Origin of the sequence: Azospirillum sp. TSH58, assembly GCF_003119115.1 — a bacterium.
GTDB lineage: Bacteria > Pseudomonadota > Alphaproteobacteria > Azospirillales > Azospirillaceae > Azospirillum.
Genome location: NZ_CP022367.1, coordinates 1,078,379 through 1,100,000, shown reverse-complemented (window position 1 = coordinate 1,100,000; position 21,622 = coordinate 1,078,379). Strand labels below are relative to the sequence as shown.

The 21,622-nt window shown below is 68.7% G+C and carries 21 protein-coding genes and 1 riboswitch (1 of these 22 only partly in view); of the genes, 14 read left to right on the top strand and 7 right to left on the bottom strand.

Annotated elements, in window-relative coordinates:
• Nucleotides 1–1,047, top strand: partial view of a peptidoglycan DD-metalloendopeptidase family protein gene (locus TSH58p_RS26490; RefSeq protein WP_247874190.1) — the 3' portion only. The gene continues 303 nt to the left of window position 1, outside the view; 1,047 of the gene's 1,350 nt are visible here — the last part of the coding sequence; its start codon lies beyond the left edge, outside the window; it ends in the stop codon at nucleotides 1,045–1,047.
• A gap of 11 nt (nucleotides 1,048–1,058) precedes the next feature.
• On the opposite strand, the gene TSH58p_RS33705 is transcribed toward TSH58p_RS26490, so the two are convergent.
• The 5 genes from TSH58p_RS33705 to TSH58p_RS26470 form a co-directional block, all read right to left on the bottom strand.
• Nucleotides 1,059–1,232: a hypothetical protein gene (locus TSH58p_RS33705; protein WP_199230194.1), complete on the bottom strand. Its 174-nt coding sequence runs from the start codon at nucleotides 1,230–1,232 to the stop codon at nucleotides 1,059–1,061.
• Nucleotides 1,233–1,296: 64 nt separating this feature from the next.
• A complete protein-coding gene (locus TSH58p_RS26485; protein WP_109071474.1) occupies nucleotides 1,297–2,289 on the bottom strand; it encodes a GNAT family N-acetyltransferase in 993 nt (330 codons plus the stop codon).
• Between the two features lie 14 nt (nucleotides 2,290–2,303).
• Entirely contained in the window at nucleotides 2,304–3,164 is an 861-nt protein-coding gene (gene motA / locus TSH58p_RS26480) for a flagellar motor stator protein MotA (RefSeq protein ID WP_109071473.1), read from the bottom strand.
• 315 nt (nucleotides 3,165–3,479) lie between these two features.
• Nucleotides 3,480–5,303, bottom strand: coding sequence for a phosphoenolpyruvate carboxykinase (GTP) (locus tag TSH58p_RS26475; RefSeq protein WP_109071472.1), 1,824 nt, complete (start codon nucleotides 5,301–5,303; stop codon nucleotides 3,480–3,482).
• A gap of 335 nt (nucleotides 5,304–5,638) precedes the next feature.
• On the bottom strand, nucleotides 5,639–6,442 hold the full coding sequence (locus tag TSH58p_RS26470) for a HugZ family protein (RefSeq protein ID WP_109071471.1): 804 nt from the start codon (nucleotides 6,440–6,442) through the stop codon (nucleotides 5,639–5,641).
• A gap of 397 nt (nucleotides 6,443–6,839) precedes the next feature.
• On the opposite strand from TSH58p_RS26470, the gene TSH58p_RS26460 reads away from it, so the two are divergent.
• The 11 genes from TSH58p_RS26460 to TSH58p_RS26410 all read left to right on the top strand — a co-directional run bounded on the left by TSH58p_RS26460 (nucleotide 6,840) and on the right by TSH58p_RS26410 (nucleotide 16,051).
• On the top strand, nucleotides 6,840–7,535 hold the full coding sequence (locus TSH58p_RS26460; protein WP_109071470.1) for a response regulator transcription factor: 696 nt from the start codon (nucleotides 6,840–6,842) through the stop codon (nucleotides 7,533–7,535).
• Nucleotides 7,507–9,267 (top strand): stimulus-sensing domain-containing protein, encoded by a 1,761-nt coding sequence (locus TSH58p_RS26455; protein WP_109071469.1) that lies wholly within the window; start codon nucleotides 7,507–7,509, stop codon nucleotides 9,265–9,267. Before TSH58p_RS26460 ends, TSH58p_RS26455 begins: the two co-directional genes overlap by 29 nt.
• A gap of 166 nt (nucleotides 9,268–9,433) precedes the next feature.
• On the top strand, nucleotides 9,434–9,877 hold the full coding sequence (locus TSH58p_RS26450; RefSeq protein ID WP_109071468.1) for a hypothetical protein: 444 nt from the start codon (nucleotides 9,434–9,436) through the stop codon (nucleotides 9,875–9,877).
• A gap of 145 nt (nucleotides 9,878–10,022) precedes the next feature.
• Nucleotides 10,023–10,514 (top strand): HPr kinase/phosphorylase, encoded by a 492-nt coding sequence (locus TSH58p_RS26445; RefSeq protein ID WP_109071467.1) that lies wholly within the window; start codon nucleotides 10,023–10,025, stop codon nucleotides 10,512–10,514.
• Nucleotides 10,511–11,434 (top strand): RNase adapter RapZ, encoded by a 924-nt coding sequence (gene rapZ / locus TSH58p_RS26440; RefSeq protein WP_109071466.1) that lies wholly within the window; start codon nucleotides 10,511–10,513, stop codon nucleotides 11,432–11,434. The genes TSH58p_RS26445 and rapZ overlap by 4 nt, the downstream gene beginning before the upstream one ends.
• A gap of 125 nt (nucleotides 11,435–11,559) precedes the next feature.
• The gene (locus TSH58p_RS26435; protein WP_014199776.1) at nucleotides 11,560–11,961 is read left to right on the top strand and encodes a PTS sugar transporter subunit IIA; all 402 of its coding nucleotides are present in this window, start codon (nucleotides 11,560–11,562) and stop codon (nucleotides 11,959–11,961) included.
• A 4-nt stretch (nucleotides 11,962–11,965) separates the two neighbouring features.
• Nucleotides 11,966–12,307, top strand: coding sequence for an HPr family phosphocarrier protein (locus tag TSH58p_RS26430; RefSeq protein ID WP_109071465.1), 342 nt, complete (start codon nucleotides 11,966–11,968; stop codon nucleotides 12,305–12,307).
• Nucleotides 12,297–14,069, top strand: a complete 1,773-nt coding sequence (gene ptsP / locus TSH58p_RS26425; protein WP_109071464.1) for a phosphoenolpyruvate--protein phosphotransferase — start codon at nucleotides 12,297–12,299, stop codon at nucleotides 14,067–14,069. Before TSH58p_RS26430 ends, ptsP begins: the two co-directional genes overlap by 11 nt.
• 25 nt (nucleotides 14,070–14,094) lie before the next feature.
• Nucleotides 14,095–14,565 (top strand): LysR substrate-binding domain-containing protein, encoded by a 471-nt coding sequence (locus TSH58p_RS26420; protein WP_199230193.1) that lies wholly within the window; start codon nucleotides 14,095–14,097, stop codon nucleotides 14,563–14,565.
• A gap of 179 nt (nucleotides 14,566–14,744) precedes the next feature.
• Nucleotides 14,745–15,473: a hypothetical protein gene (locus tag TSH58p_RS26415; protein ID WP_109071462.1), complete on the top strand. Its 729-nt coding sequence runs from the start codon at nucleotides 14,745–14,747 to the stop codon at nucleotides 15,471–15,473.
• Nucleotides 15,470–16,051, top strand: a complete 582-nt coding sequence (locus TSH58p_RS26410; RefSeq protein WP_109071461.1) for a hypothetical protein — start codon at nucleotides 15,470–15,472, stop codon at nucleotides 16,049–16,051. Before TSH58p_RS26415 ends, TSH58p_RS26410 begins: the two co-directional genes overlap by 4 nt.
• 18 nt (nucleotides 16,052–16,069) lie before the next feature.
• Here the strand turns inward: TSH58p_RS26410 and TSH58p_RS26405 are convergent, their stop codons facing one another.
• Nucleotides 16,070–16,849, bottom strand: coding sequence for a hypothetical protein (locus TSH58p_RS26405; RefSeq protein WP_109071460.1), 780 nt, complete (start codon nucleotides 16,847–16,849; stop codon nucleotides 16,070–16,072).
• A gap of 199 nt (nucleotides 16,850–17,048) precedes the next feature.
• Nucleotides 17,049–18,095 (bottom strand): TerC family protein, encoded by a 1,047-nt coding sequence (locus tag TSH58p_RS26400; RefSeq protein ID WP_109071459.1) that lies wholly within the window; start codon nucleotides 18,093–18,095, stop codon nucleotides 17,049–17,051.
• Nucleotides 18,096–18,687: 592 nt separating this feature from the next.
• On the opposite strand from TSH58p_RS26400, the gene TSH58p_RS26395 reads away from it, so the two are divergent.
• A complete protein-coding gene (locus tag TSH58p_RS26395; protein ID WP_247874188.1) occupies nucleotides 18,688–19,212 on the top strand; it encodes a hypothetical protein in 525 nt (174 codons plus the stop codon).
• A 53-nt stretch (nucleotides 19,213–19,265) separates the two neighbouring features.
• Nucleotides 19,266–19,485, top strand: a riboswitch (cobalamin riboswitch).
• A 115-nt stretch (nucleotides 19,486–19,600) separates the two neighbouring features.
• Complete coding sequence (locus TSH58p_RS26390) at nucleotides 19,601–21,529, top strand: TonB-dependent siderophore receptor (protein WP_109071457.1); 1,929 nt, start codon at nucleotides 19,601–19,603, stop codon at nucleotides 21,527–21,529.
• The last annotated feature ends 93 nt before the right edge of the window (nucleotides 21,530–21,622 follow it).

The following is a 21,622-nucleotide window of genomic DNA, read 5'->3' as shown; positions in this document are numbered from 1 at the left end:
TACGATCCGCGCAAGCTCCAGGTGGGCCAGCAGGTCACCGTCCTGTTCGAGCCGCGCCGCGGCGGCACCAAGCAATTCGTCGGGCTGGAATTCCTTCCGGACGTGGTGCGCTCCGTCTCCGTGTCCCGCAAGGGCGACGCCGGATTCACGTCGAGCGAATCGGAAAAGGCCGTCACCCGCCAGCCGGTCGCCGCGCAGACGGTGATCCGGTCGAGCCTGTTCGAGGCGGGCAGCGCCGCCGGCGTGCCGGTCTCGGTGATGATGGCGCTGATCCGCGACTATTCCTACGACGTGGACTTCCAGCGCGACCTCCAGCCGGGCGACCGCTTCGAGGTCCTGTATGAGCGGCTGGTCACCGCCGACGGCAAGAACGCCGGCGAAGGCGACGTGCTCTACGCCGCGCTGGTGCTGAGCGGCAAGGAATACCCGATCTACCGGCACAAGAGCCGGGACGGCCGCATCGACTATTACAACCGCGACGGCGAGAGCATCCGCCGCGCGTTGCTGCGCACGCCGATCGACGGTGCGCGGATCACCTCGGGCTTCGGCATGCGCCACCACCCGATCCTGGGCTTCAGCAAAATGCACAAGGGCATGGATTTCGGCGCGCCGACCGGCACGCCGATCTATGCGGCGGGCGGCGGCGTGGTCGAGGAGGTCGGGCCGAACGGTGCCTACGGCAACTACATCCGCATCCGCCACAACACCCAGATCGCCACGGCCTACGCCCATTTGAGCCGGATCGCCAAAGGCACGCGCCGCGGCGCCCGCGTCGACCAGGGCGACGTCATCGGCTATGTCGGGACCACCGGCCGGTCCACCGGCCCGCACCTGCATTACGAGGTGCTGAAGGGCGGCCAGCAGATCAACCCGAAGAGCATCGACCTGCCCACCGGCGACAAGCTGGAGGGCCGTGAGCTGCAGGCCTTCGAACAGACGGTGCGGTCGCTGGAAAAGACCTTCGAGCAGGCGCGCAGCGGTCTCCAGCTCGCCCGCACCCCGGGCTCGCACGAGGACAAGGGCTGCACCAAGGCGACCACCTGCTGAGGTGGCGCCTCCTACTCCTGGTGAAGAAAGCGGCGGATGGCGCTGGCGAGGATCTGGACACCCTTCTCCTCGTCATCGGCCATCTTGCGGAGACGGTCGCGCATCGCCTGAACCTGCGGCTTCATCTGGGCCGCCTTGGCGATGGCCAGTTGCGCCTCTTCCGGTTTCATGTCGTCGTTGGCCATGGCGTGCTCCTTCCGCTCGCAACCAGGATGAGACAGTCAGCGCCGTCTTTCAACGGTCCCTTCACTAACGAAACAGGCCGGCGCTCTCCACCGCCTGGCCGCCGGTTCCCAGCTTGAATTCCGTGACGCCCGGCGCGCTGTCCGGGTTGATGCCGCCGAGGTCGAGCCAGCCCACGCCGCGCGCCTTCAGCGCCAGGGCCGCCCGCCACAGCACCAGCCGCATCGCACCGCTCTTGCGCCCCGACTCGCTGGACCAGCCGATCTGGTAGGTGGCCGCCCCACCATGAATGTAGAAGAGCGCGCTCGCCGCCGGCTTCGCGTTGCTGGATCGGTCCTCCAGGGCGGCGACCATCAGCACCCCGTCGCCCTTCCCCCCGCCTTTCAGCAGCGCGTTGCGGATGCGCACGGCCAGCGCGCCGGTCATCGGGCGGAATTGCTTGGTCAGGGCCTGCTCATGCTCCTGCTTCATCAGCCAGGGCAGGTTCTTGGCATCCCAATCGAGATCAACGACCAGACCGGCCTTCTCCGCCCCCTTCAGCCGCTGGCGCCAGTCGCGGGCCATCGCCGCGCGCAACTCCTCCTCGCCACGCGACAGGTCGAGCCAGACCGTGCGGTAGCCGGGACCGAAGCGGCGGAAGCCGCAGCGGCGCAGCATCGCCTCGGCCTCCGGTCCGGCGGCCAGTTCGGGAAGCAGGCTGGCCCGGTTCAGCGGGTTGTCGGGGCAGGCCCGGCGCAGCAGGCGGAAGACCGCCTCCTGGGTCGCCAGGTCCGGCTCGATCCCGTCGAGCCACAGCGGGCCGCGGTGGATCTGGCGCTGGTGGAACAGGCGGAGCGTGCGCCGCTCCAGAAGTTGCACCATCCCGATGGGCGCTCCGTCCCGCCGGATCAGGCCGAGGCGCGGCACGAAGCCGTGGGTGCGCCCCATGGCGCCGGCATAAGCGAAGCACTGCGGCAGGGTGGAGCGGGGAACGCGGGCGAAGAGCGAGGCCCACTCCCCCACCGTCCCCTCGTTCCACAGGATGGTGACGGCGCCTTCGGAGGTGCTTGGAGACGGCATGGGCAGGTCCGGCGTCAGGCGGGCGGCAGGGCCGAGGTGGCCTCTTCCACCTGCGCGAAGCTCGGCCGGTATTCCGGTTCCAGCACGTTTCGCGAATATTCCACCGAGATGGCCGGCGCGTAGCCGGACAGATGCGCGATCAGGCCGATCTTCATCGCCTGATAGTATTTGCCTTCGGCGTGGTAGATGTTCTTCAGGCCGCTGGCGATCGGCGCCAGGAAGCCGTAGGCGACGAGAATGCCGGTGAAGGTGCCGACCAGCGCGCCGCCGATCAGCTTGCCCAGGACCTCCGGCGGCTCGGTGATCGATCCCATGGTGTGGATCACGCCCAGCACCGCCGCCACGATGCCCAGCGCCGGAACGGCGTCGGCGACGGCCTGGATAGCGTCGGCGATCCGCTGGTGCTCGTGGTGCATGGTCTCGATGTCCTCGTCCATCAGGTCGACCAGCTCGTGCGGGTTGTCGGCCCCCAGCGACATCAGACGCAGATAGGTGCAGAGGAAGGATATGGCGTGGTGATCGCCGTAGAATTTTGGGAATTGCTGGAAGAGTGGTGAATCCTCGGGTTTCTCGATGTGCTGTTCGAGGGCAAGAAGCCCCTTGGTCTTCGCGATCTTGAAGACCTGATACATCATGGTGAGAAGTTCGAGGAAATCATCCTTTTTGTATTTTGGCCCTTTGAAGAGGTGGCCGAGTTCCTTGCCGGTGTGGGTGACCACCGATTTTGGATTGCCGATCAGGAACGCGCCGGCGGCGGAACCCAGGATGATCATGAACTCGAAGGGCATCCACAGCACGCCCAGGTGGCCGCCGCCCAGGACGTAGCCCCCGAAGACGCTGAACACCACGACGCCGAAGCCGATCATCACGAACATGTCTTCCGTCCTCCAGCGTCATTTTCCGTGCCTTGGCCGGTCCGCGTCGCGGAAAGCCGGTCAGGCGGGCGTGCTTGCGTTCTGCCGGCCCAGTGACGCAGCAATCCCTTGAGTTTTTGTAAATCACCCGGCGTCGGACGCGATCCTAGCCGTGACAAAGAGCCCTGTCACGAAAGGAGTACCCGAAAAGCGGCCCGCCGCGGCCCCCCCACGCAAAAGAAAAGGGGGCGCGCCCGCGCCCCCCCGCGCACAAGAAAAGGGGCCGCCCGCGGGCGGCCCCTCTTCACGCGTTCGCACGATCCGGCGATGGACCGATCAGCCGATCCGCCAGGTGTCCGGAGCCTCCTCCAGACGCTTGAGGAGCGCCACGCGCTGCTGCTCGATCTCGTCCGGCAGGTGGCTGCCGAAGCGGTTGAACAGCTCCTCCTGGTCCTTGGCCTCGGCCTCGGCTTCCTTCCGGTCGATGTCCATGATCTTCCGGAATTTGTCCTCGGCGAAGTCCAGGCCGGCCCAGTTCAGGTCCTGGTAGCGCGGCATGTAGCCGAACGGGCTCTCCGCCGCATCCACCGCACGGCCGCGCACGCGGTCGACGATCCAGCGCAGGACGCGCATGTTGTCGCCGAAGCCCGGCCAGACGAACTTGCCGTTCTCGTCCTTGCGGAACCAGTTCACGCGGTAGATGCGCGGCAGGTTCTCCACCTTGCCTTCCATCGCCAGCCAATGGTTCCAGTAGTCGGCCATGTTGTAGCCGCAGAAGGGCAGCATGGCGAAGGGGTCGCGGCGGATGGCGGCCTGGCCCACGGCGGCGGCGGTCGCCTCCGAGCCCATGGTCGCCGCCCAGTACACGCCCTCGCGCCAGTTGTACGCCTCGAACACCAGCGGGAAGGTCTTGGACAGGCGGCCGCCGAAGATGAAGGCGGAGATCGGAACGCCCGCCGGGTCTTCCCAGGCCGGATCGATCGACGGGCACTGCGCCGCCGGAGCGGTGAAGCGCGAGTTCGGGTGCGCGGCGGGACGGCCCGACGCCGGGGTCCAGTCGTTGCCCTGCCAGTCGATCAGGTGGGCCGGCGCCTCGTCGGTCAGGCCCTCCCACCACACGTCGCCGTCGTCGGTCAGCGCGACGTTGGTGAAGATGACGTTGGCGTTCAGCGTCTTCAGCGCGTTCGGGTTCGACCTGATGCTGGTGCCCGGCGCCACGCCGAAGAAGCCGGCCTCCGGGTTGATGGCGCGCAGCGTGCCGTCCGGCTGCGGCTTCACCCAGGCGATGTCGTCACCGATGGTGCGGACCTTCCAGCCCTCGAACTCGGCCGGGGGGACCAGCATGGCGAAGTTGGTCTTGCCGCAGGCCGACGGGAAGGCGGCGGCGACGTAGGTCTTCTCGCCCTCCGGGCTTTCCACGCCGAGGATCAGCATGTGCTCGGCCAGCCAGCCCTGCTCGCGGCCCATCGAGGAGGCGATGCGCAGCGCGAAGCACTTCTTGCCGAGCAGGGCGTTGCCGCCGTAGCCCGAGCCGAAGGAGACGATCGAGTGATCGGCCGGGAAATGGACGATGTACTTGTGATCGGCGTTGCACGGCCACGCCACGTCCTGCTGGCCGGGCTCCAGCGGAGCGCCGATGGAGTGCAGGCAGGGCACGAAGTCGCCGTCGCCCAGGATGTCCAGCACCTTCTGACCCATGCGGGTCATCATGCGCATGTTCACCGCGACATAGGGGCTGTCGGAGATCTGCACGCCGATGTGCGCGATGTCGGAGCCCAGCGGCCCCATGCTGAAGGGCACCACATACATGGTGCGGCCCCGCATGCAGCCCTCGAACAGGCCGTCCAGCTTCGCCTTCATCTCCGCCGGGGCGACCCAGTTGTTGGTCGGGCCGGCATCCTCCTTGCGCTCGGAGCAGATGAAGGTCCGGTCCTCGACGCGGGCGACGTCGCCCGGATCGGAACGGCAAAGGTAGGAGTTCGGGCGCTTGGCCTCGTTCAGCTTGATGAAGGTGCCCGATTCCACCATCTCGGCGCACAGGCGGTCGTATTCCTCCTGCGATCCGTCACACCAGTGCACCCGCTCGGGCTTGCATTTGTTCGCGATCTCCTCGACCCAAGCCAGGAGCTTCTTGTTCCGCGTGCGCGTCGTTCCGGTCATCCTTTGCCTCTCAACTCGTCTCCGGGTTCGCCGACCCCTTGGAAGTCGGGGACTGGCGCCCGGAGGTCCGGACGGCTGGCCTTTTCGGCCCTTATCGAAGCCGTCCTCGTTCGGTGGCGGTGTCGTTCCGCCGGCTCAAACCACCGCAGCCCGGCCCGAAGGCCGGACGGCGGTCATCCCGACGCGCCCCCCGGGCGCGCCCGATGTCCTGATTGGCAAGAGAGGGGTGGCCCCAGGGCCACAAACCCAAAACGGCAACGGGTTGGTCCGTTATGGTCCACTGACGTTTTCTCCTGGTTGCGCTTTATTGCGCGCCGCTTGCCGCGGCGTCGTGGTTAGCCGTCACGATCGTCCGAATCCACCGGGTCATCGGCCGCGCCGGGTGCGCTGCCGGGCGCACTCTGGCGGGCCTGCCGGGCGAGCCCGGCGAGAACGACCCTAGCGTCTTCGGGGTTTTCCACGCTGTGATCGAAATCAACCCGCGCCATTTCGCCGCTGCGCCGCAGGTCGCAGCCGTCGGGGTCGATCCCGGTCATCACCCAGGGCCCGGTGCCATCGGCGCGGTCCTTCCCGACGCCTCCGGCGTCGCGCCCGGCCAGAACCGTGGCGTAAAGCCGCAAGGCGTCGGCGTGATCGGCGTTCATATGGCTCAGGATGGCGCTCTCGGCCTCGGCCAGCGCGGCGGGGACGCCGGGCAGCATCAACTCGGCGCGGTCGAGCCAGCGCACCCGGCCGAAGCCGGCCACCAGATGGGCGCGCTCGACCGACACGGCGTAGACGCTGAAGTCGGTGAAACCGGCGTAGAGCGCGGCACCGGGATGGCGCGCCAGGAAACGGGCGCGGTGACGCGGCTCCTCCGAACGCGCGGCCCGCCCGAGAACGGACAGCCGCGGCCCGGACAGCGGCTCCGCCAGCCCCGCCGTTCCGTCGAACAGCAGGCCGACGCGCGGATCCCGCGCGATGTTCTTCGTGTGGTCGGCAAGGGTGGAGAGCAGGAGAAGAGGCGTGCCGTCGAGGTCGAAGGCCACCTGGACCAGCGAGGGATAGGGCCAGCCACCCCGGCCATCCTGCTGGTCGCCGAGCTGGCCGTCGTCCCCGCGCAGGGCGGTGGACAGCGCCGCCAACCCGGCACCACGCATCAGGCGCCTTGCGGCGCCTCCCGTTCGGCCGCCAACGTCCGATGACGCCGCGGCGCCCGGCCCCGATGGGGTCGGACGGATGGGGGACTCGTCGGAACTCATGCCCTGAAACGAATGCGTTCTCCCGCGCAGCACCGTTTCCCCGGCGCCGCATTGGTGCCATATTGGCCCAGACAAATAGCTTGGGAAAAGCGAAAAGTTGGCTTTTCATGCCTTTGCGCCGCCTCATGGGCATCGTGGAGCATAAGGAAAGCCCGCATTTCGAAATAAGACGAAACCATTCTTCCGTAGTAAGCGACCGTGACGGGCCGGTCATCCGCTGGAATTGGCCGCGGACGCCGGCCGCCGACACCGGCGGTTGCCGAAAACGGGGCGTGCGATTGGGAACGCGAACGACATGTCTCACACCGTAGCGTTGGTGGACGACGACCGGAACATCCTGACCTCCGTTGCCATGGCGCTGGAAGCGGAGGGGTTCGAGGTGCGCACCTACACCGACGGCGCCGAAGCGCTGCGCGGCCTGACCCAGCGCCCGCCGGACCTCGCCGTGCTGGACATCAAGATGCCGCGCATGGACGGGATGGAGCTTCTCCAGCGCCTGCGCCAGACCAGCCACCTGCCGGTCATCTTCCTGACCAGCAAGGACGACGAGGTGGACGAGCTGATGGGTCTGCGCATGGGCGCGGACGACTACATCAAGAAGCCCTTCTCGCAGCGCCTGCTGGTCGAGCGCATCCGCACCCTGCTGCGGCGCGAGGCGGCGACCCGCGACAAGACCGCGCCGGAACCGGGCGCGCTGCTGACCCGCGGCCCGCTGGTCATGGACGGCGCCCGCCATTCCTGCACCTGGAAGGGCCAGCCCATCGACCTGACGGTGACGGAGTTCCTTCTGGTGAAGGCGCTGGCCCAGCGCCCCGGCCATGTGAAGAGCCGCGACCAGCTCATGGACGCCGCCTATGGCGAGAACGTCTATGTCGACGACCGCACCATCGACAGCCACATCAAGCGGCTCCGCAAGAAGTTCAAGGCCATTGATTCCGACTTTGCGCAGATCGAAACGCTCTATGGCGTCGGTTACCGATACAGGGAGTGAGGTCCGCGAGCCGGACCACGCCGCCTCTCCGCCCTCCATGCCCGGAACAGCGGCACGCGCCACGGCGCGGCGCCGGGTGCGCGGCGTGCCCTCGCCGCTGACCCTGCGCATCCTGGCCGTCAACGTGCTGGCGCTGCTGCTGCTGGTCGGCGCCCTGCTCTATCTCGGCCGCTACCAGGACCGGCTGGTCCAGGCCGAGCTGGACGCGCTGGAGACGGAGGCCCGCATCTTCGCCTCCGCGCTCGGCGAGGGCGCCGTGCAGCGGGCCGCCGACGAGCCGGAGCTGGGCCAGGAAAGCTACGAGCTGTCGCCGGAGCTGGGGCGGCAGATGATCCGCCGGCTGGCGCTGGCGACGGAGACGCACACCCGGCTCTACGGCCCGGACGGGCGGCTGCTCTCGGACAGCCGCGTGCTGACCGGCTCGCCCGGCAAGATCGAGATCCAGGAGCTGCCGCTGCCGCCTTCCGGCGACCCGGCGTCGCGCGCGGTCAACGAGTTCTACGCCCGCTTCATCGACGTGGTGCCGAGCCGGGAGAACCTGCCGCTCTACCGCGAGCCGCCGGGCCACGCCGCCGAATCGGCCGCCCCGCCGCCCAACGTGGAGCGGGCGCTGGCCGGCGAGAACAGCGCGACGGTGTGGCGGCTGGCCTCCCCCGTCGCCCGCTCCAACCTGCTGCTGACGGTCGCCGTCCCGGTCCAGCGCTACAAGGAGGTGCTGGGGGCGGTGCTGCTGTCGCGCAGCGGCACGGTGATCGACGAGGCCATCCGGTCCGTCCGCACCGACATCCTGCGCGTCTTCGCGGTGGCGCTTCTGGTCACGGTCCTGATGTCGCTCTATCTGGCCGGCACCATCGCCCGGCCCATCCGCAAGCTGGCCCAGGCCGCCGACCGGCTGCGCACCGGCCACGGGCGCCACACCGAGATTCCCGACTTCACCCGCCGCGGCGACGAGATCGGGGAGCTGTCCGGCGTGCTGCGCGACATGACCGCGGCGCTGTGGGCGCGCATGGACGCCATCGAGCGCTTCGCCGCCGACGTCGCCCACGAGATCAAGAATCCGCTGACCTCGCTGCGCAGCGCGGTGGAGACGGTCAGCCGCATCCAGGACCCGGCCCGCCGCGACAAGCTGATGGCGATCATCGCCGACGACGTGCAGCGGCTGGACCGGCTGATCAGCGACATTTCCAACGCCTCGCGCCTGGACGCCGAGCTGTCCCGCGCCGCGCTGGAGCCGGTGGACATCGGCGCGATGCTCCGCACGCTGGCCGACATCCACCGCACCACCGCCGAGGATGACGAGGAGGACGGCGACGGGGCGGAGGCTGCGCCGCAGGTCGTCATCGAGCCGCCGCGCGGCGGGTCCCTGACCGTGAAGGGGTTGGAGGGGCGGCTGACCCAGGTCTTCCAGAACCTGATCGCCAACGCCCTGTCCTTCTCGCCGCCCGGCGGGCAGGTCCGGCTGACGGCCCGGCGCACCCCGGACGGCGCGGTCGAGGTGACGGTCAGCGACGACGGCCCCGGCATTCCGGAGGGCAAGGAGGAGGCGATCTTCGAGCGCTTCTACACCGAACGGCCGGCCGGCGAGAAGTTCGGCACGCATTCGGGACTCGGCCTGTCGATCTCCAAGCAGATCGTGGAGGCCCACGGCGGCACCATCCGGGCGGGCAACCGTCTCGGGGCCGGCGGGGAGACGGTCGGCGCGGTCTTCACCGTGCGCCTGCCCCGCCCCTGACGGTTTCCCAAAACGGATTTCCACATGGTGGATGCGGCATAGTTGCAATTTGAGAAAAGACGTATGGACAAAGTCGTGGGTGCGGCGGATGCTCAACTTCGGTCATTCCCGCGCCCGCGACGGCTGGCCTTTCGACACCCGGACGTCACCAACCGGAAGAGGGGCCATGTCAGACGCCAAGTCAGACGCCAAATCCGACCTCAAGCCGATCGCACCGCGCCAGATCGACGGGCCCGCCGCGGCTTCGGCCAAGGTGATCGATTTCCGCCGTTACCGGCTGGCCCGCCTGATCAAGGACGCCAGTGTCCAGCAGGGCGAACTGGCCCGGATGATGCGGGCGTCGGCCGACGAGCGGACGCAGCTGGCGCAGGCGCTCCAGGGCGCGCAGCGGCATCTGGCGACCATCGCCGACAGCTACACCCATCTTCTGACCCGGCTGGCCCGCGAGAAGGATTTCCGCACCGCCTGCCAGGAGGCCGCGGAACTGGACGATCTGGACGAGATGATCCGGCGGCGCGACGCGCTGGCCAGCGAACTTCTGGACATCCGCCGCACCGCCCGACCCAACCCGTGCCTGACCCTGACCGCCGGCTGCGACCGGCCGGGCTGAGGGCGGCTGGGCTGAAGGCGGCCGGGCCACCGGTGCCGGGCCAAGGCGGTCCCGACGGCGCATTGGAGGCGTATCGGGCGGGAAAAGGATGCATTTTCGGCATCCCATTGACAGAAGCGGCGGCACACCTCACCTTCGCGGGATCATGGCAACGATTCATGGCACCTGCGTCCTGGTCGGCACATGGAATGGCGGCCTGGGTAACGGCGGCAACCGGGGCGAAACGCCCGTCGGCGTGCTGCTGCGGGGACCGTCGGGCAGTGGCAAGTCCGATCTGGCCCTGCGGATGATCGACGCGGGGGCGCTGTTGGTGGCCGACGACCGGGTGGAGCTGCGTGTGGACGATGGCAGGGTGATGGCGACGGCGCCGGCGGCGCTGGCCGGACTGCTGGAGGTTCGGGGGGTCGGCATCATGCCGATGCCCGCCGCCACGGAGGCGGAGATCGGTCTGGTCGTCGACCTGGTGCCGCGCGACGCCGTGGAGCGCCTGCCCGAGGAGGAAACCGCGGATCTTCTCGACCGGTCGGTGCCACGCCTCGCCCTCTGCCCCTTCGACGCCTCGGCACCGGCCAAGCTGAAACTGGCCGCCGGCGCGGCGCGGGCGGGTTCGCTGGGAAAGGTGCCGGACCTGCCATGACCGAGTCTCGTCCCTTGCAGACCCCGCCGACGGATCGGCCCGCAGGACAGGGCGGACAGCTCGTTCTCGTCACCGGCATGTCCGGGGCCGGCATGTCCGTCGCCCTGAAGGCGCTGGAGGATCTGGGCTACGAGGCGGTGGACAACCTGCGCCTCTCGCTGGTCCCGGCGCTGCTGGAGCAGGCCGACCCGCGCAAGCGCCCGCTGGCCCTGGTCATCGACAGCCGGACCCGCGACTTCTCCGCCCACGCCATGCTGGAGGAGGTGGAGGCGCTGAAGGCCCACGCGGAGTTGGAGGTGCGGCTGGTCTTCCTCGATTGCGGAGACGAGACGCTGCAGCGCCGCTTCACCGAGACGCGCCGCCGCCACCCGCTGGCCATCGACCGCCCGGTGCCGGACGGCATCCAGCTGGAACGCGCCATGCTGCTGCCGCTGAAGCAGCAGGCCGACGTGACCATCGACACCACGCAATTGTCGATCCACGACCTGCGCCGCATCCTGTCGGGCAACTTCCAGATCGGCACCCAGGCGGCGCTCCAGGTCTTCGTCACCTCCTTTTCGTTCCGGATGGGGTTGCCTCGCGAGGCGGACCTCGTGTTCGACGTACGTTTTCTGACGAATCCCCACTATGATCCGGATCTGCGTCCGCTGACCGGCCTCGACCCCCGCGTGGCGGCGCGGGTGGAGGGAGACCCGGATTTCGCCGAGTTCTTCCGTCATCTGACGGACCTGTTGCAGCCGCTTCTGCCGCGCTACAACCAGGAGGGCAAGAGCTACCTGACCATCGCGGTCGGCTGCACCGGCGGCAAGCACCGCTCCGTGTTCGTCGCCGAGCGGCTGGCCGCATGGCTGGACGGGCTGGGTCTGAAGGTCGGGATCAGCCACCGGGAGCTGGAACGGCAGGCCCCGCGGGCCGGCTGACAGCGGATGGTTGGCCCGGGTGGTTGGCCCAAGGGGTGGGTTGGATCGGTCCGGAAAGGGATCGTTCATAAGTGCCGCAATAAGAATGTGGCTTCGGGGGAGGCTCCAGAATTGAAGGATGTCCCATGATCGGTATGGTTCTGGTAACCCACGGGCGCCTCGCGGAAGAGTTCATCGCCGCGCTGGAGCATGTGGTGGGTGAGCAGCAGCAGGTGCGGGCCGTGTGCATCGGCCCAGACGACGACATGGAGCAGCGCCGTCAGGACATTCTGAACTCCGTGGCCGACGTGGACGACGGGTCCGGCGTCGTCGTGCTGACCGACATGTTCGGCGGGACCCCGTCCAACCTCGCCATCTCCATCATGGACAAGGCGAAGGTCGAGGTGATCGCCGGCGTGAACCTGCCGATGCTGATCAAGCTGGCCAGCGTGCGCCGCCAGGAGACGCTGACCCACGCCGTGACCGCCGCGCGGGAGGCCGGGCAGAAATACATCAACGTCGCTTCCTCGCTGCTGTCGGACGGGTGACCCGATGAGTTCTCCAGACGAGAAGGCGCCCGCACAAGGCGCCCCAGGTGTTGACGGACAGACTCCGGAGAGGAATCCCGAAATCTGCCAGACCGTCACGATCAGCAACCAGCGCGGCCTGCACGCCCGCGCGGCGGCGAAGTTCGTGAAGCTGGTCGCCACCTTCGATTGCGAGATCGAGGTGCGGCGCGGCGAGACGCAGGTGTCGGGCGAGTCCATCATGGGCCTGATGATGCTGGCCGCCGGCCCCGGCACCTCGGTGGAGCTGTACGCCTATGGCCGCGAGGCCGAGGAGGCCATGGCGGCGCTCGTGGATCTGATCACCCGCAAGTTCGATGAAGACTGACGTTCCGGCCGCCGGCCAGGGGCGGTCGTTGCGCGGGTTGGGCGTTTCGCCCGGCATTGCCATCGGCCCGGCCCATGTGGTGGAGAGCGGCGCCGTCCGCGTTCCCGAATACACGCTCACCGCCGATCAGGTGGAGGCCGAGGCCGCGCGCTTCACCGACGCCTGCGGCAAGGCGCGCCGCCAGATCCGCAAGCTGAAGGCCAAGGCGCTGGTGCTGCCCGGCTCCGCGTCGGAGGAGATCGGCTTCCTTCTCGACGCCCATCTGGCGATGGTCACCAACTCCCGCCTGACGCGCGGCGTCGAGCGCCGCATCCAGCAGGAGCTGGTCAACGCCGAGGCCGCGGTCCAGGCGGAGATCGCCACCATCGCCCAGACCTTCGCGAGCATGGAGGACAGCTACCTCGCCGGGCGCATCGCCGACGTGCGCGAGGTGGGGCGGCGCCTGATCCGCAACCTGATGCGGCACGAGTATCAGGCCTTCTCGATGCTCAACCCCGGCGCGGTGATCCTCGCCGAGGAGCTGACCCCGGCCGACACCGCCCTGCTCGACCCGCGCCGCGTCGCCGGCTTCGCCACCGTGCTCGGCGGCGCCGAGGGGCACACGGCGATCATGGCGCGCTCGCTGGGCATTCCGGCGGTGCTGGGCGTCGGCGGACTGCTGTCCGGTCTGAAGAACGGGATCACCGTGATCGTCGACGGGGTCCAGGGGCGCGTCATCATCGACCCCAGCCCCGAGGTGCTGGAGGACTACCGGCAACGCCGCGCCGAGCGCGAGCGCGAGCGCGAGCAGCTGAAGGGCCTGCGCAAGCTGCCGGCGGTCACCCGTGACAACACCGCGGTGACCCTCCAGGCCAACCTGGAGCTGCCGCGCGACCTCGACCACGCGCTGGAGAACGGGGCGCAGGGCATCGGTCTGCTGCGCACCGAGTTCCTGTTCATGAACCGCGACCAGTTGCCGGACGAGGACGAGCAGTACACCGTCCTGCGCTCCATCGTGGAGGGCATGGGCGGGCGCACCGTCACCGCCCGGACCATGGATGTCGGCGGGGAGAAGCTGGCCGGCTGGATGGCGGGCCGCTACGGCGAGCCGGCGAACCCGGCGCTCGGCCTGCGCGCCGTCCGGCTGGGCCTGCGCGAACCGAAGCTGCTGGAGACGCAGCTCGCCGCCATGCTGCGGGCCGGCGTCCACGGGCCGCTGCGCATCCTGCTGCCGATGATCTGCTCGGTCGCCGAGGTGCAGCGCGTGCGCGAGATGATGGGACAGGTGGCCCGCCGCCTGCGCCGCCGCGGCGTTCCCATCGCCGACCCGCTGCCGCCGGTGGGCGTGATGGTGGAGGTGCCGGGCGCGGCGCTGTCCGCCGACGCGCTGGCCTACGCCGCCGACTTCTTCTCGATCGGCACCAACGACCTGACGCAGTACACGCTGGCCATCGACCGCGGCGACGAGCAGGTCGCCTCGCTCTACGACCCGCTGCACCCGGCGGTGCTGCGCCTGATCCAGTTCACCATCGAGGCGGCGCTGCGCGCCCGCATCCCGGTGTCGGTCTGCGGCGAGATCGCCGGCGATTCGCGTTACACGGCGCTGCTGCTCGGGCTGGGCGTGCGCGACCTGTCGATGGTGCCGCCGGCCATCCCCCTGGTGAAGCGGCGGATCCGCAAGCTCGACCTCCAGGAGGCCACCCGCCGCGCCCGCGTCATCATGGACCAGAGCGACAGCGGGCGCATCGCCGCCCTGCTGGACGACTTCAACGCCGTGGGCTGAGGCGGCGGGGGCTGAGGCGGCCATCGTGACGGCCGGCCGCGTCAGCCCCACGTCATTTCGCCCTTGGCGACCTTGGCCCCGATGTCGCGTTGCGAACCAGCGCCCGGTCGCGGTCCCCGACGACCTCTCGTCCTGGCCGTTCATCGCCAACCTGTCGCTCAAGGACCCCGGCCTGTGGACCTTCCGGCGCGGCGCGGAGGAGCGGACCTTGCGGGTCCAGCCGATCATGAGCGTCAACGCCACGCCGGCGGCGCTCGCCGCGGTGCAGGCCGGCGGCGGCTTCGCCGTCCTGCCCGAATTCCTGGTGGCGGAGGAGATCGCGGCGGGCCGGCTGGTTCCGCTTCTGCCGGACTGGAGCCTGCCGTCCGGCGGCATCCATGCCGTGTATCCGGCCACCCGCTTCCGCCCGCTGAAGGTCAGGGCCTTCGTCGACATGCTGCGCGACACGCGGAACTGGCCGACGCGTCTGCGCTGGGACGCCCAGCCGCAGCCCTGATGCGCATTCCAGAGAAGAACCCGCCCCAATCGGACAATCTCACCAGTTGTTGACAACCCCCCATTGTGAAATACTGACTTGCCCATCCGCTGAGGCGCGGCCTCCGGCGGACAGACCAGAATTGGCGGGCCTCCATTTTCAGGAACACGGGTCTTCAGGATCACGGAAAGGCAGGCAGGATGCGCTCTGGACGACAGAACGGCGGCCGCGCGCCGGGAGCCGCCCTTGATCTGACCATGGCCTTCGACCGGCGCGACACGCTGTTCACCCGGGCCGCGGAGCGGATGTCCGACATCGTCGCCAACCCGCCGAGCGGCCCCCATGCCTTCGACCTGCTGAACGGCGGCATCCGCGAGCTGTCGAGCCTGATGATCCGGCAATTGCCCCTGGCGACGGCGCGCGAGGCACGCCTCGCCCACGCCCTCTGCCAGGAGGGGATCGTCGAGGACACGAAGGCTTTGGCCCTTGGCGAGGGCGTGGCCCTGTTCTTCGACCGGCTTCAGGCCGCCGCCGATCAAGCGGGCATCGGTCCTGACATGGACCAGCGTCCGGTGCTGGACGCCATGGCGGCAACACCCGCGCAAGAGCTGGAGGGGGTTCTCGCCACGCTGCGGGTGTGCCGCGCCGCGATGGCGGAGCAGGAAACCGGCGCCGAGCGGCTGGTCCCCCTTCTGGACGACGCCATGGCGGCTCTGGAGCGCATGGCGCAACGCGAGGCCGTCGCCCGCTTCGACCGTGCGGCGGACGCCATCGAGGCCGCGATGCCGAAGGCCCTGCCGACCAAACCGACCGAGCGCATGCTCGCCGCCGGGGCCAAGGCGGGAAGCGTGGCCCTGGACGCGGCGCGGCGGATCTATCAGGCGATGGCGTCGGAGTTCCTGTCAGCGAGGAAAGGGGTCGGGGAATGACGGTCGCCTTGCCCATCACAGCGCCGTCGGCCGGGTTTCTCAAGGATCGCATCGCCGGGCCGCTCGCCCGCGGTCTGGTGACGATCCTGCGCGGTCGCCGCGGCGATCCGCCCCCCGCCGAGCCGGCGGCGACCCGCGTCGACATCCACCGGCAGCCGTTGCGCACGGCTCTGGACTGGCACCAGGACATGATCGCCGTGTGGAAGCGGAATCCCACTTTCGGTCCGGGCCTGCACGACGACCTGAAAAGCACCGGGCTGCTGCCGCGCTGCGTCATCCTGACGGCGCGGGACGGCGGGCCGCTGTGCTTCCGCTACATCGGAGAGCCGACCCGCCGGGTCTTCGGCGACCGCTGGGCCGACCAGAACATCGGCAAGCCCCACCTCGAGGACGTGCACAGCGCCTACGCCCAGGCCATCGACGCGCAGTACCGGGAGGCGGTGGAGGGCGGGGAGCCGGTGTACAACCATCTCGTGATCACCGGACTTCCCCGTCCGCCCGTCAATTACCGGCACCTCCTGTTCGGCTGGTCACTGGGCCATCGCCGTCAGGCCCTGCTGGCGCTGATCGACTCCTGACGCAAACGGCCCTTCACGTCAGGCCGCCCGGGCGAGGTCGGCGGCGAGCTGCGCCAGATCGCCCAGGAACTGCGCGCGGCTGAAGCGCACGAGGTGCATCGGCAGCGTCTTCAGGCCGATCTGGTTGTAGGTGATGCCCGGCTGGTCGTCGATGTGGCGCGGCCCCATCTTGCGCTCCGCCCAGACCGGGACGATGTCCGGATCGACGACCGAGATGAACCAGGTCGGCGACCACAGCAGCCACGCCGCCAGCTTGTTCACCCGCTGGCAAATCGGGAACAGGCCGCGGCCCTGGAAATCGGGGCGCGTCCATCCCGCGTTCGTCCACACCACCCGACCGCGCGTGCCGTTGGCGGTGTCGGAGGTGCAGGTGCACCATTCGCCGTCCGGAGCCTGGGCGGCCGGATCGTCGTAGAACACCGTCATGGCGTTGAAGCGGTCGCCGATGGACTGCGTGCTGCAATCGTAGAGCAGCCCGGCCTGGGCGGTGACCACGTCGCCGGAGGCGGCCGTCCCGCAGATCCAGAAGGCGTTGGCCGGAGTCAGGGAGCGGCAGGCCGGATGGGCCGCCGGCAGCATCGGCTCCCAGGAGCCCGCGGCCACCGCCGCCTCGTTGACCCGCACCAGCGCCGGCATGTCGAACACGACGGAGAGCGCCACCCCGCGGCCGGACGCCAAGGCGACGAGTTCGTCGCGGGCGGCCTGGAGCAGGCCGGACAGGGGTCCCGACGGGATGGGGAGAGCGGACAGGGCGATGGAGGCCGGTTGCGTGCCGTTGAACTGCGTGCCGGTAAGCATGGATGTCTCTTCCTTGGGTTGGAAAGGGTTGGCGGAAGCCGCCAAGCGGGGCGCCATCCGCCCCGCACATCCACATCATCGTCACCCCGAAACCGGCATTACTACTTTTACGAATGCCGTGACCCGGAAACGCGCGGGGCGCCCGATCCACCGGACCGGACGCCCCGCCGTTTTCCTGCCGCCCTTTGGACCGGGCATCTTAGCGGCCCTTGCCGTCCGAGGGCACGGCCGCCGCCTCGCTTGAGGAGGCCGGGGTGGACCCGCCGGCGCCCTTGGCCGGGCTGCCGGGCACCCACCAGCGGCGGGCCTCGCCGTCCGCGGCATCGGGGGCCGCGTCCGCACGGGTCTTAAGCATTGAGAAGACGATGGAGCCGCCGACCAGGAAGGCCGTGATGCCGAGCGCCACCGCCGTCGGCATCTTGTAGATGTCGATCATCAGCATCTTGGCGCCGACCACCACCAGAACCAGCGACAGGCCATACTTCAGGTAATGGAAGCGGTGGATGATCGAGGCCAGCGCGAAGTAGAGGGCGCGCAGGCCGAGGATCGCGAAGACGTTGGAGGTCCAGACGATGAACGGGTCGGTGGTCACCGAGAAGACCGCCGGGATGGAGTCCACGGCGAAGACCAGATCGGTGAACTCGATCAGGATCAGCACGAGGAACAGCGGCGTCATCATCCGCACGCCGTCGCGCATCACGAAGAACTTCTGCCCCTCGTAGCCGTCGGTCATGCGGAAGCGGGAGCGGACGAACTTGACGATCCGGTTGTTCTCCATGTCCGGCTCGTCGTCCACCGACATCAGCATCTTGATGCCGCTGAAGATCAGGAAGGCGCCGAAGATGTAGATGATCCAGTGGAATTCCTGGATCAGCGCCGTGCCCGCCACGATCAGCACGCCGCGCATCACCAGCGCGCCCAGGATGCCCCAGAACAGCACCCGGTGCTGGTATTGCGGCGGCACCGCGAAATGCGTGAAGATCAGCGCGATGACGAAGATGTTGTCGACACTCAGGCTGTATTCGATCAGGTAGCCGGTCAGAAATTCCAGCCCCTTCTGCGACCCTTGGAAATGAAAGACGCCGGCCGCGAAAATCATCGCCAGCGTGGAATAGGCCGCGCAGCGCATCAGCGCCTCGCGACCGGAGATCACATGGGATTTCTTGGAAAATACACCAAGATCAAAGGCCAAAAGCACGCCAACGAAGACGGCGAAGCCGGCCCACATTAAAACGATCTGATCCATGGAACTGTCCCTTGCTTCATGCACTCCGCTCCCGCAAGCGGAGACTTCGATCGTCACATGAGCAGTCCGACATCACCGGTGCGCCACGGCGGGACGCATCGGCCAGAGGGGCCCGGACTGGAAGCGCGGCCGCAAGGTCTGCGGCCAACGGAAAGGCGCGCGACGGCTCGGCCGCGGCGCGCCAGGACACCCGCCTCCATCGTTCGCCGTGGAGACGTGGCGGTCGGTCAGGATGCTGGTTCGCTGCGGTCCATGTCGATGTCTCCCAAAGGCCCGTCGGGGGGGCCATCGTCCGGCGGTGGACCTTGTGGGGGAGCGGGACCCAGGGGGAAGGACAGGGCCAGCTTCCGCAAGGCCGCGCCAAAGCGACGGCTCAATGGGAAGTCCGACATCACAGCGCCGGGCGACGCTGCCAGAGGGGCCCGGACCTCAACCGTCATGTAGTCAGGCCCCCTCCCGGCGACAAGAGGGGGTCATGTCCTTTCCGGACGGTGATCGGAGCGATGATCCCGGACGGCGGCCCGGCCAGCCGATCGCCTCAAGGTTGCCGGAAGCAAAACCATGATCTTTCTTTGCGAAACCCGTTTCATCATTGGATGATTTCGTGCCGATGGCCTGTTCGTACCGATTGAAGGCAATCCACGGCGGGGCATCCACAATGACACGGCGTTCCATTCTGCTCGGCTGCCTGCTGGCGGCCGGACTGGCCGGTTGCGGCCCACGTTTGGAGACGGTTGAAAATTATGTCCTGCCCGTCAGCGAGGCGGGAAAGCTCTGTGTCGCCCAATGCAAACAGGCCAACACAGTCTGCCAGTCCGCAAAGGAGCTGGCCCTTCAGACCTGCCGTGCCCAGGGTGTGACCCGCGCCCAGGCCGAGTATCAGGGCTATCTCACGTCATTGCCCAAGGATGTGGATAAGAAGAAGATCAAGACGTTCAGCGACTTCAACCGGGAACCCAGCTGCTACAGCAACCTCACCTGCTATTCCGATTACAAGGACTGTTACAAATCCTGCGGCGGCCGGATCGAGGCGCAAACCTATTGCGTCAGCAATTGCAAGGAAATGGTGCCGCCCATGCCGGACGGGTCTCCGGTCGGACCGAAAACCACGCTCTGACACCGGCTGAGCGAAAGGAGCGGATTGCGGCTTGACCGCAGCCGTTCCGCCCGCGTAGCTTCGCATCCGACGGTTGCCCGAAAGGGCTGAAAATGGGAACACGGTGCGGACCCCACGGCGATTTGCTGTGCGATGGTTCTACGCCGGGGCTGCCCCCGCAACTGTAAGCGGCGAGTCGTCCATCGGAATGCCACTGGGATCGCGATCCTGGGAAGGCGATGGGCCGACGATAACCCGCGAGCCAGGAGACCTGCCGTCAGTCGTGGTCACACGCGAACACGTTCGGGCGGGGTGCACCGAAGGTCGTCGAACCGGGATTCCGTTCGCGGAGACCCCGGTGGGGCTTCGTTCGCGGTGACGTGCCACCGGCGTCCCGCCCGAGGTCTCAATGAGTGTCCGCGTTCCCCGTCTTCACCGGACGGCGTCCTTCGCCGCCCTTCTGGGAAGCCTTGCCCTTCCCGTGTCGGCCCTCCCCACGCCGGCCTTCGCCGACTCCGCCACCATCACGACGCTTCCGCCGGTCTCGGTGACCGCCAACCGCGTCCCCACCGCCGCCGAGGAAACCGGCAGCGCCCTGACCGTCATCACCCGCGAGGAGCTGGAGCAGCGCCAGACCCAGCTGCTGTCCGACGCGCTGCGCGCGGTGCCCGGCGTCGCCGTCAACCGCACCGGCCCGATGGGCACCCTGACCCAGCTGCGCATCCGCGGGTCGGAGGGCAACCAGACGCTGGTCCTGATCGACGGGATCGAGGTGAACGACCCGGCGTCCGGCTCCGAATACGATTTCGCCAACCTGCTGGCCGGCGACGTGGAGCGCGTCGAGGTGCTGCGCGGCCCGCAGAGCGCGCTCTACGGCTCCGACGCGGTCGGCGGCGTCGTCAACATCGTGACCCGCCGCGGCGCCGGCGCCCCCCGGTTCCGCGCCGCCGTCGAGGGCGGGTCCTTCGGCACCGCCGCCGGTCGGGCCTCCTTCGGCACGGGGACCGACCGCTACGACCTGTTCCTCAGCGGCCAGGGCGTCACCAGCGACGGCGTGTCGGTCGCCGACAAGCGGCTCGGCAACCCGGAGAAGGACGGCTACCGCAACGGCACGCTGACCGGAAACGCCGCCGTCCGCCCGACCGAGCGCAGCGAGATCGCCGTGACCGGCCGCTACACCCGCTTCCGCACCGACACCGACGGTTTCGTCGGCGGGCGCGGCGCCGTCGATGACGGCACCAGCACCGCCGGGGAGCAGTATTTCGGGCGCCTCCAGGGCAAGATCGCTCTTCTCGACGGCCGGTGGGAGCACATCGTCGGCCTGACCCATGGCCGCCAGCAGCGCGACTACCGCGACGCCGCCAAGACGGTGACCAGCCGTTACGACGGGCGCAAGACCAAGGCCGACTACCAGACCAACCTGACGCTGGAAAGCGGTCCCGCCGACCATGTGCTGACCGCCGCCGTGGATCATGAGGAGGACAAGGCGATCAGCCGCAGCGCCTTCTCCAGCTTCGACCGCTCCATCGGCTCCACCGGGCTGGTCGGGCAGTACAAGCTGGGCCTGTTCGACCGGCTGACCCTGACCGGCAGCGTCCGCCACGACGAGAACGACCTGTTCCGCGACGCCACCACATGGCGCACCACGGCGGCCTATCTGGTCGAGGAGAGCGGGACGAAGCTGCGCGCCTCCTACGGCACCGGCGTCAAGAATCCGACCCTGTTCGAGCTGTACGGCTACACCGCCACCTACGCCGGCAACCCGAACCTGAAGCCGGAGCGGGCGCGCGGCTGGGACGCCGGCTTCGACCAGTCCTTGTGGGGCACGCGGGCGGCACTGGACGGCACGTGGTTCGACCAGCGCATCCGCGACCTGATCACCGGCACCGGGCGGACCTCCGTCAACATGCCGGGCGAGTCCCGCATCCGCGGTTTCGAACTGGGGCTGTCGGTGGAGCCGCTGGACCGGCTGACCGTCCGCGGCTCCTACACCTGGACCGACGGCGAGGATTCCGCGGGGGCGGAGCTGGTGCGCCGGCCCAAGCAGCTCGCCAGCCTGAACGTCAATTACCGCTTCCTGGAGGACCGGGCGAACGCCAACCTCGGCGTCGTCTACAACGGGCGGTCCAGCGACTGGGCCTACGACCCCTTCTACAACCGTCAGGTCGTGACCCTCGCGCCCTACACGCTGGTCAATCTGGCCGGCTCCTACGCGGTGTCGGAGGGGGTCGAGGTCTTCGGGCGCGTGGAGAACCTGTTCGACCGCCAGTATCAGGAGGTCTGGACCTACGGCGCGCCCGGCCGGGCCGGCTATCTCGGGCTGCGGCTGCCGCTGTGAGACCCATCCGTCTCGGGCTGGCCGCCGCCGCCCTCTTGCTGATCGCGGGGGGCCGGCGGCGGCCTGGGAGGCGCCGCCCGCAAAGCCGCAGCG

What these genes read in the sequence shown, in the direction of transcription:
- ptsP (WP_109071464.1), top strand. Translation starts at nt 12,297, where the DNA reads ATGAAGACTGACGTTCCGGCCGCCGGCCAGGGGCGGTCGTTGCGCGGG.
- TSH58p_RS26460 (WP_109071470.1), top strand. Translation starts at nt 6,840, where the DNA reads ATGTCTCACACCGTAGCGTTGGTGGACGACGACCGGAACATCCTGACC.
- TSH58p_RS26470 (WP_109071471.1), bottom strand. Translation starts at nt 6,442, where the DNA reads ATGCGTGGTGCCGGGTTGGCGGCGCTGTCCACCGCCCTGCGCGGGGAC.
- TSH58p_RS26475 (WP_109071472.1), bottom strand. Translation starts at nt 5,303, where the DNA reads ATGACCGGAACGACGCGCACGCGGAACAAGAAGCTCCTGGCTTGGGTC.
- TSH58p_RS26455 (WP_109071469.1), top strand. Translation starts at nt 7,507, where the DNA reads ATGGCGTCGGTTACCGATACAGGGAGTGAGGTCCGCGAGCCGGACCAC.
- TSH58p_RS26405 (WP_109071460.1), bottom strand. Translation starts at nt 16,849, where the DNA reads ATGCTTACCGGCACGCAGTTCAACGGCACGCAACCGGCCTCCATCGCC.
- TSH58p_RS26450 (WP_109071468.1), top strand. Translation starts at nt 9,434, where the DNA reads ATGTCAGACGCCAAGTCAGACGCCAAATCCGACCTCAAGCCGATCGCA.
- motA (WP_109071473.1), bottom strand. Translation starts at nt 3,164, where the DNA reads ATGTTCGTGATGATCGGCTTCGGCGTCGTGGTGTTCAGCGTCTTCGGG.
- TSH58p_RS26390 (WP_109071457.1), top strand. Translation starts at nt 19,601, where the DNA reads ATGAGTGTCCGCGTTCCCCGTCTTCACCGGACGGCGTCCTTCGCCGCC.
- TSH58p_RS26445 (WP_109071467.1), top strand. Translation starts at nt 10,023, where the DNA reads ATGGCAACGATTCATGGCACCTGCGTCCTGGTCGGCACATGGAATGGC.
- TSH58p_RS26415 (WP_109071462.1), top strand. Translation starts at nt 14,745, where the DNA reads ATGCGCTCTGGACGACAGAACGGCGGCCGCGCGCCGGGAGCCGCCCTT.
- TSH58p_RS33705 (WP_199230194.1), bottom strand. Translation starts at nt 1,232, where the DNA reads ATGGCCAACGACGACATGAAACCGGAAGAGGCGCAACTGGCCATCGCC.
- TSH58p_RS26410 (WP_109071461.1), top strand. Translation starts at nt 15,470, where the DNA reads ATGACGGTCGCCTTGCCCATCACAGCGCCGTCGGCCGGGTTTCTCAAG.
- TSH58p_RS26435 (WP_014199776.1), top strand. Translation starts at nt 11,560, where the DNA reads ATGATCGGTATGGTTCTGGTAACCCACGGGCGCCTCGCGGAAGAGTTC.
- rapZ (WP_109071466.1), top strand. Translation starts at nt 10,511, where the DNA reads ATGACCGAGTCTCGTCCCTTGCAGACCCCGCCGACGGATCGGCCCGCA.
- TSH58p_RS26400 (WP_109071459.1), bottom strand. Translation starts at nt 18,095, where the DNA reads ATGGATCAGATCGTTTTAATGTGGGCCGGCTTCGCCGTCTTCGTTGGC.
- TSH58p_RS26485 (WP_109071474.1), bottom strand. Translation starts at nt 2,289, where the DNA reads ATGCCGTCTCCAAGCACCTCCGAAGGCGCCGTCACCATCCTGTGGAAC.
- TSH58p_RS26430 (WP_109071465.1), top strand. Translation starts at nt 11,966, where the DNA reads ATGAGTTCTCCAGACGAGAAGGCGCCCGCACAAGGCGCCCCAGGTGTT.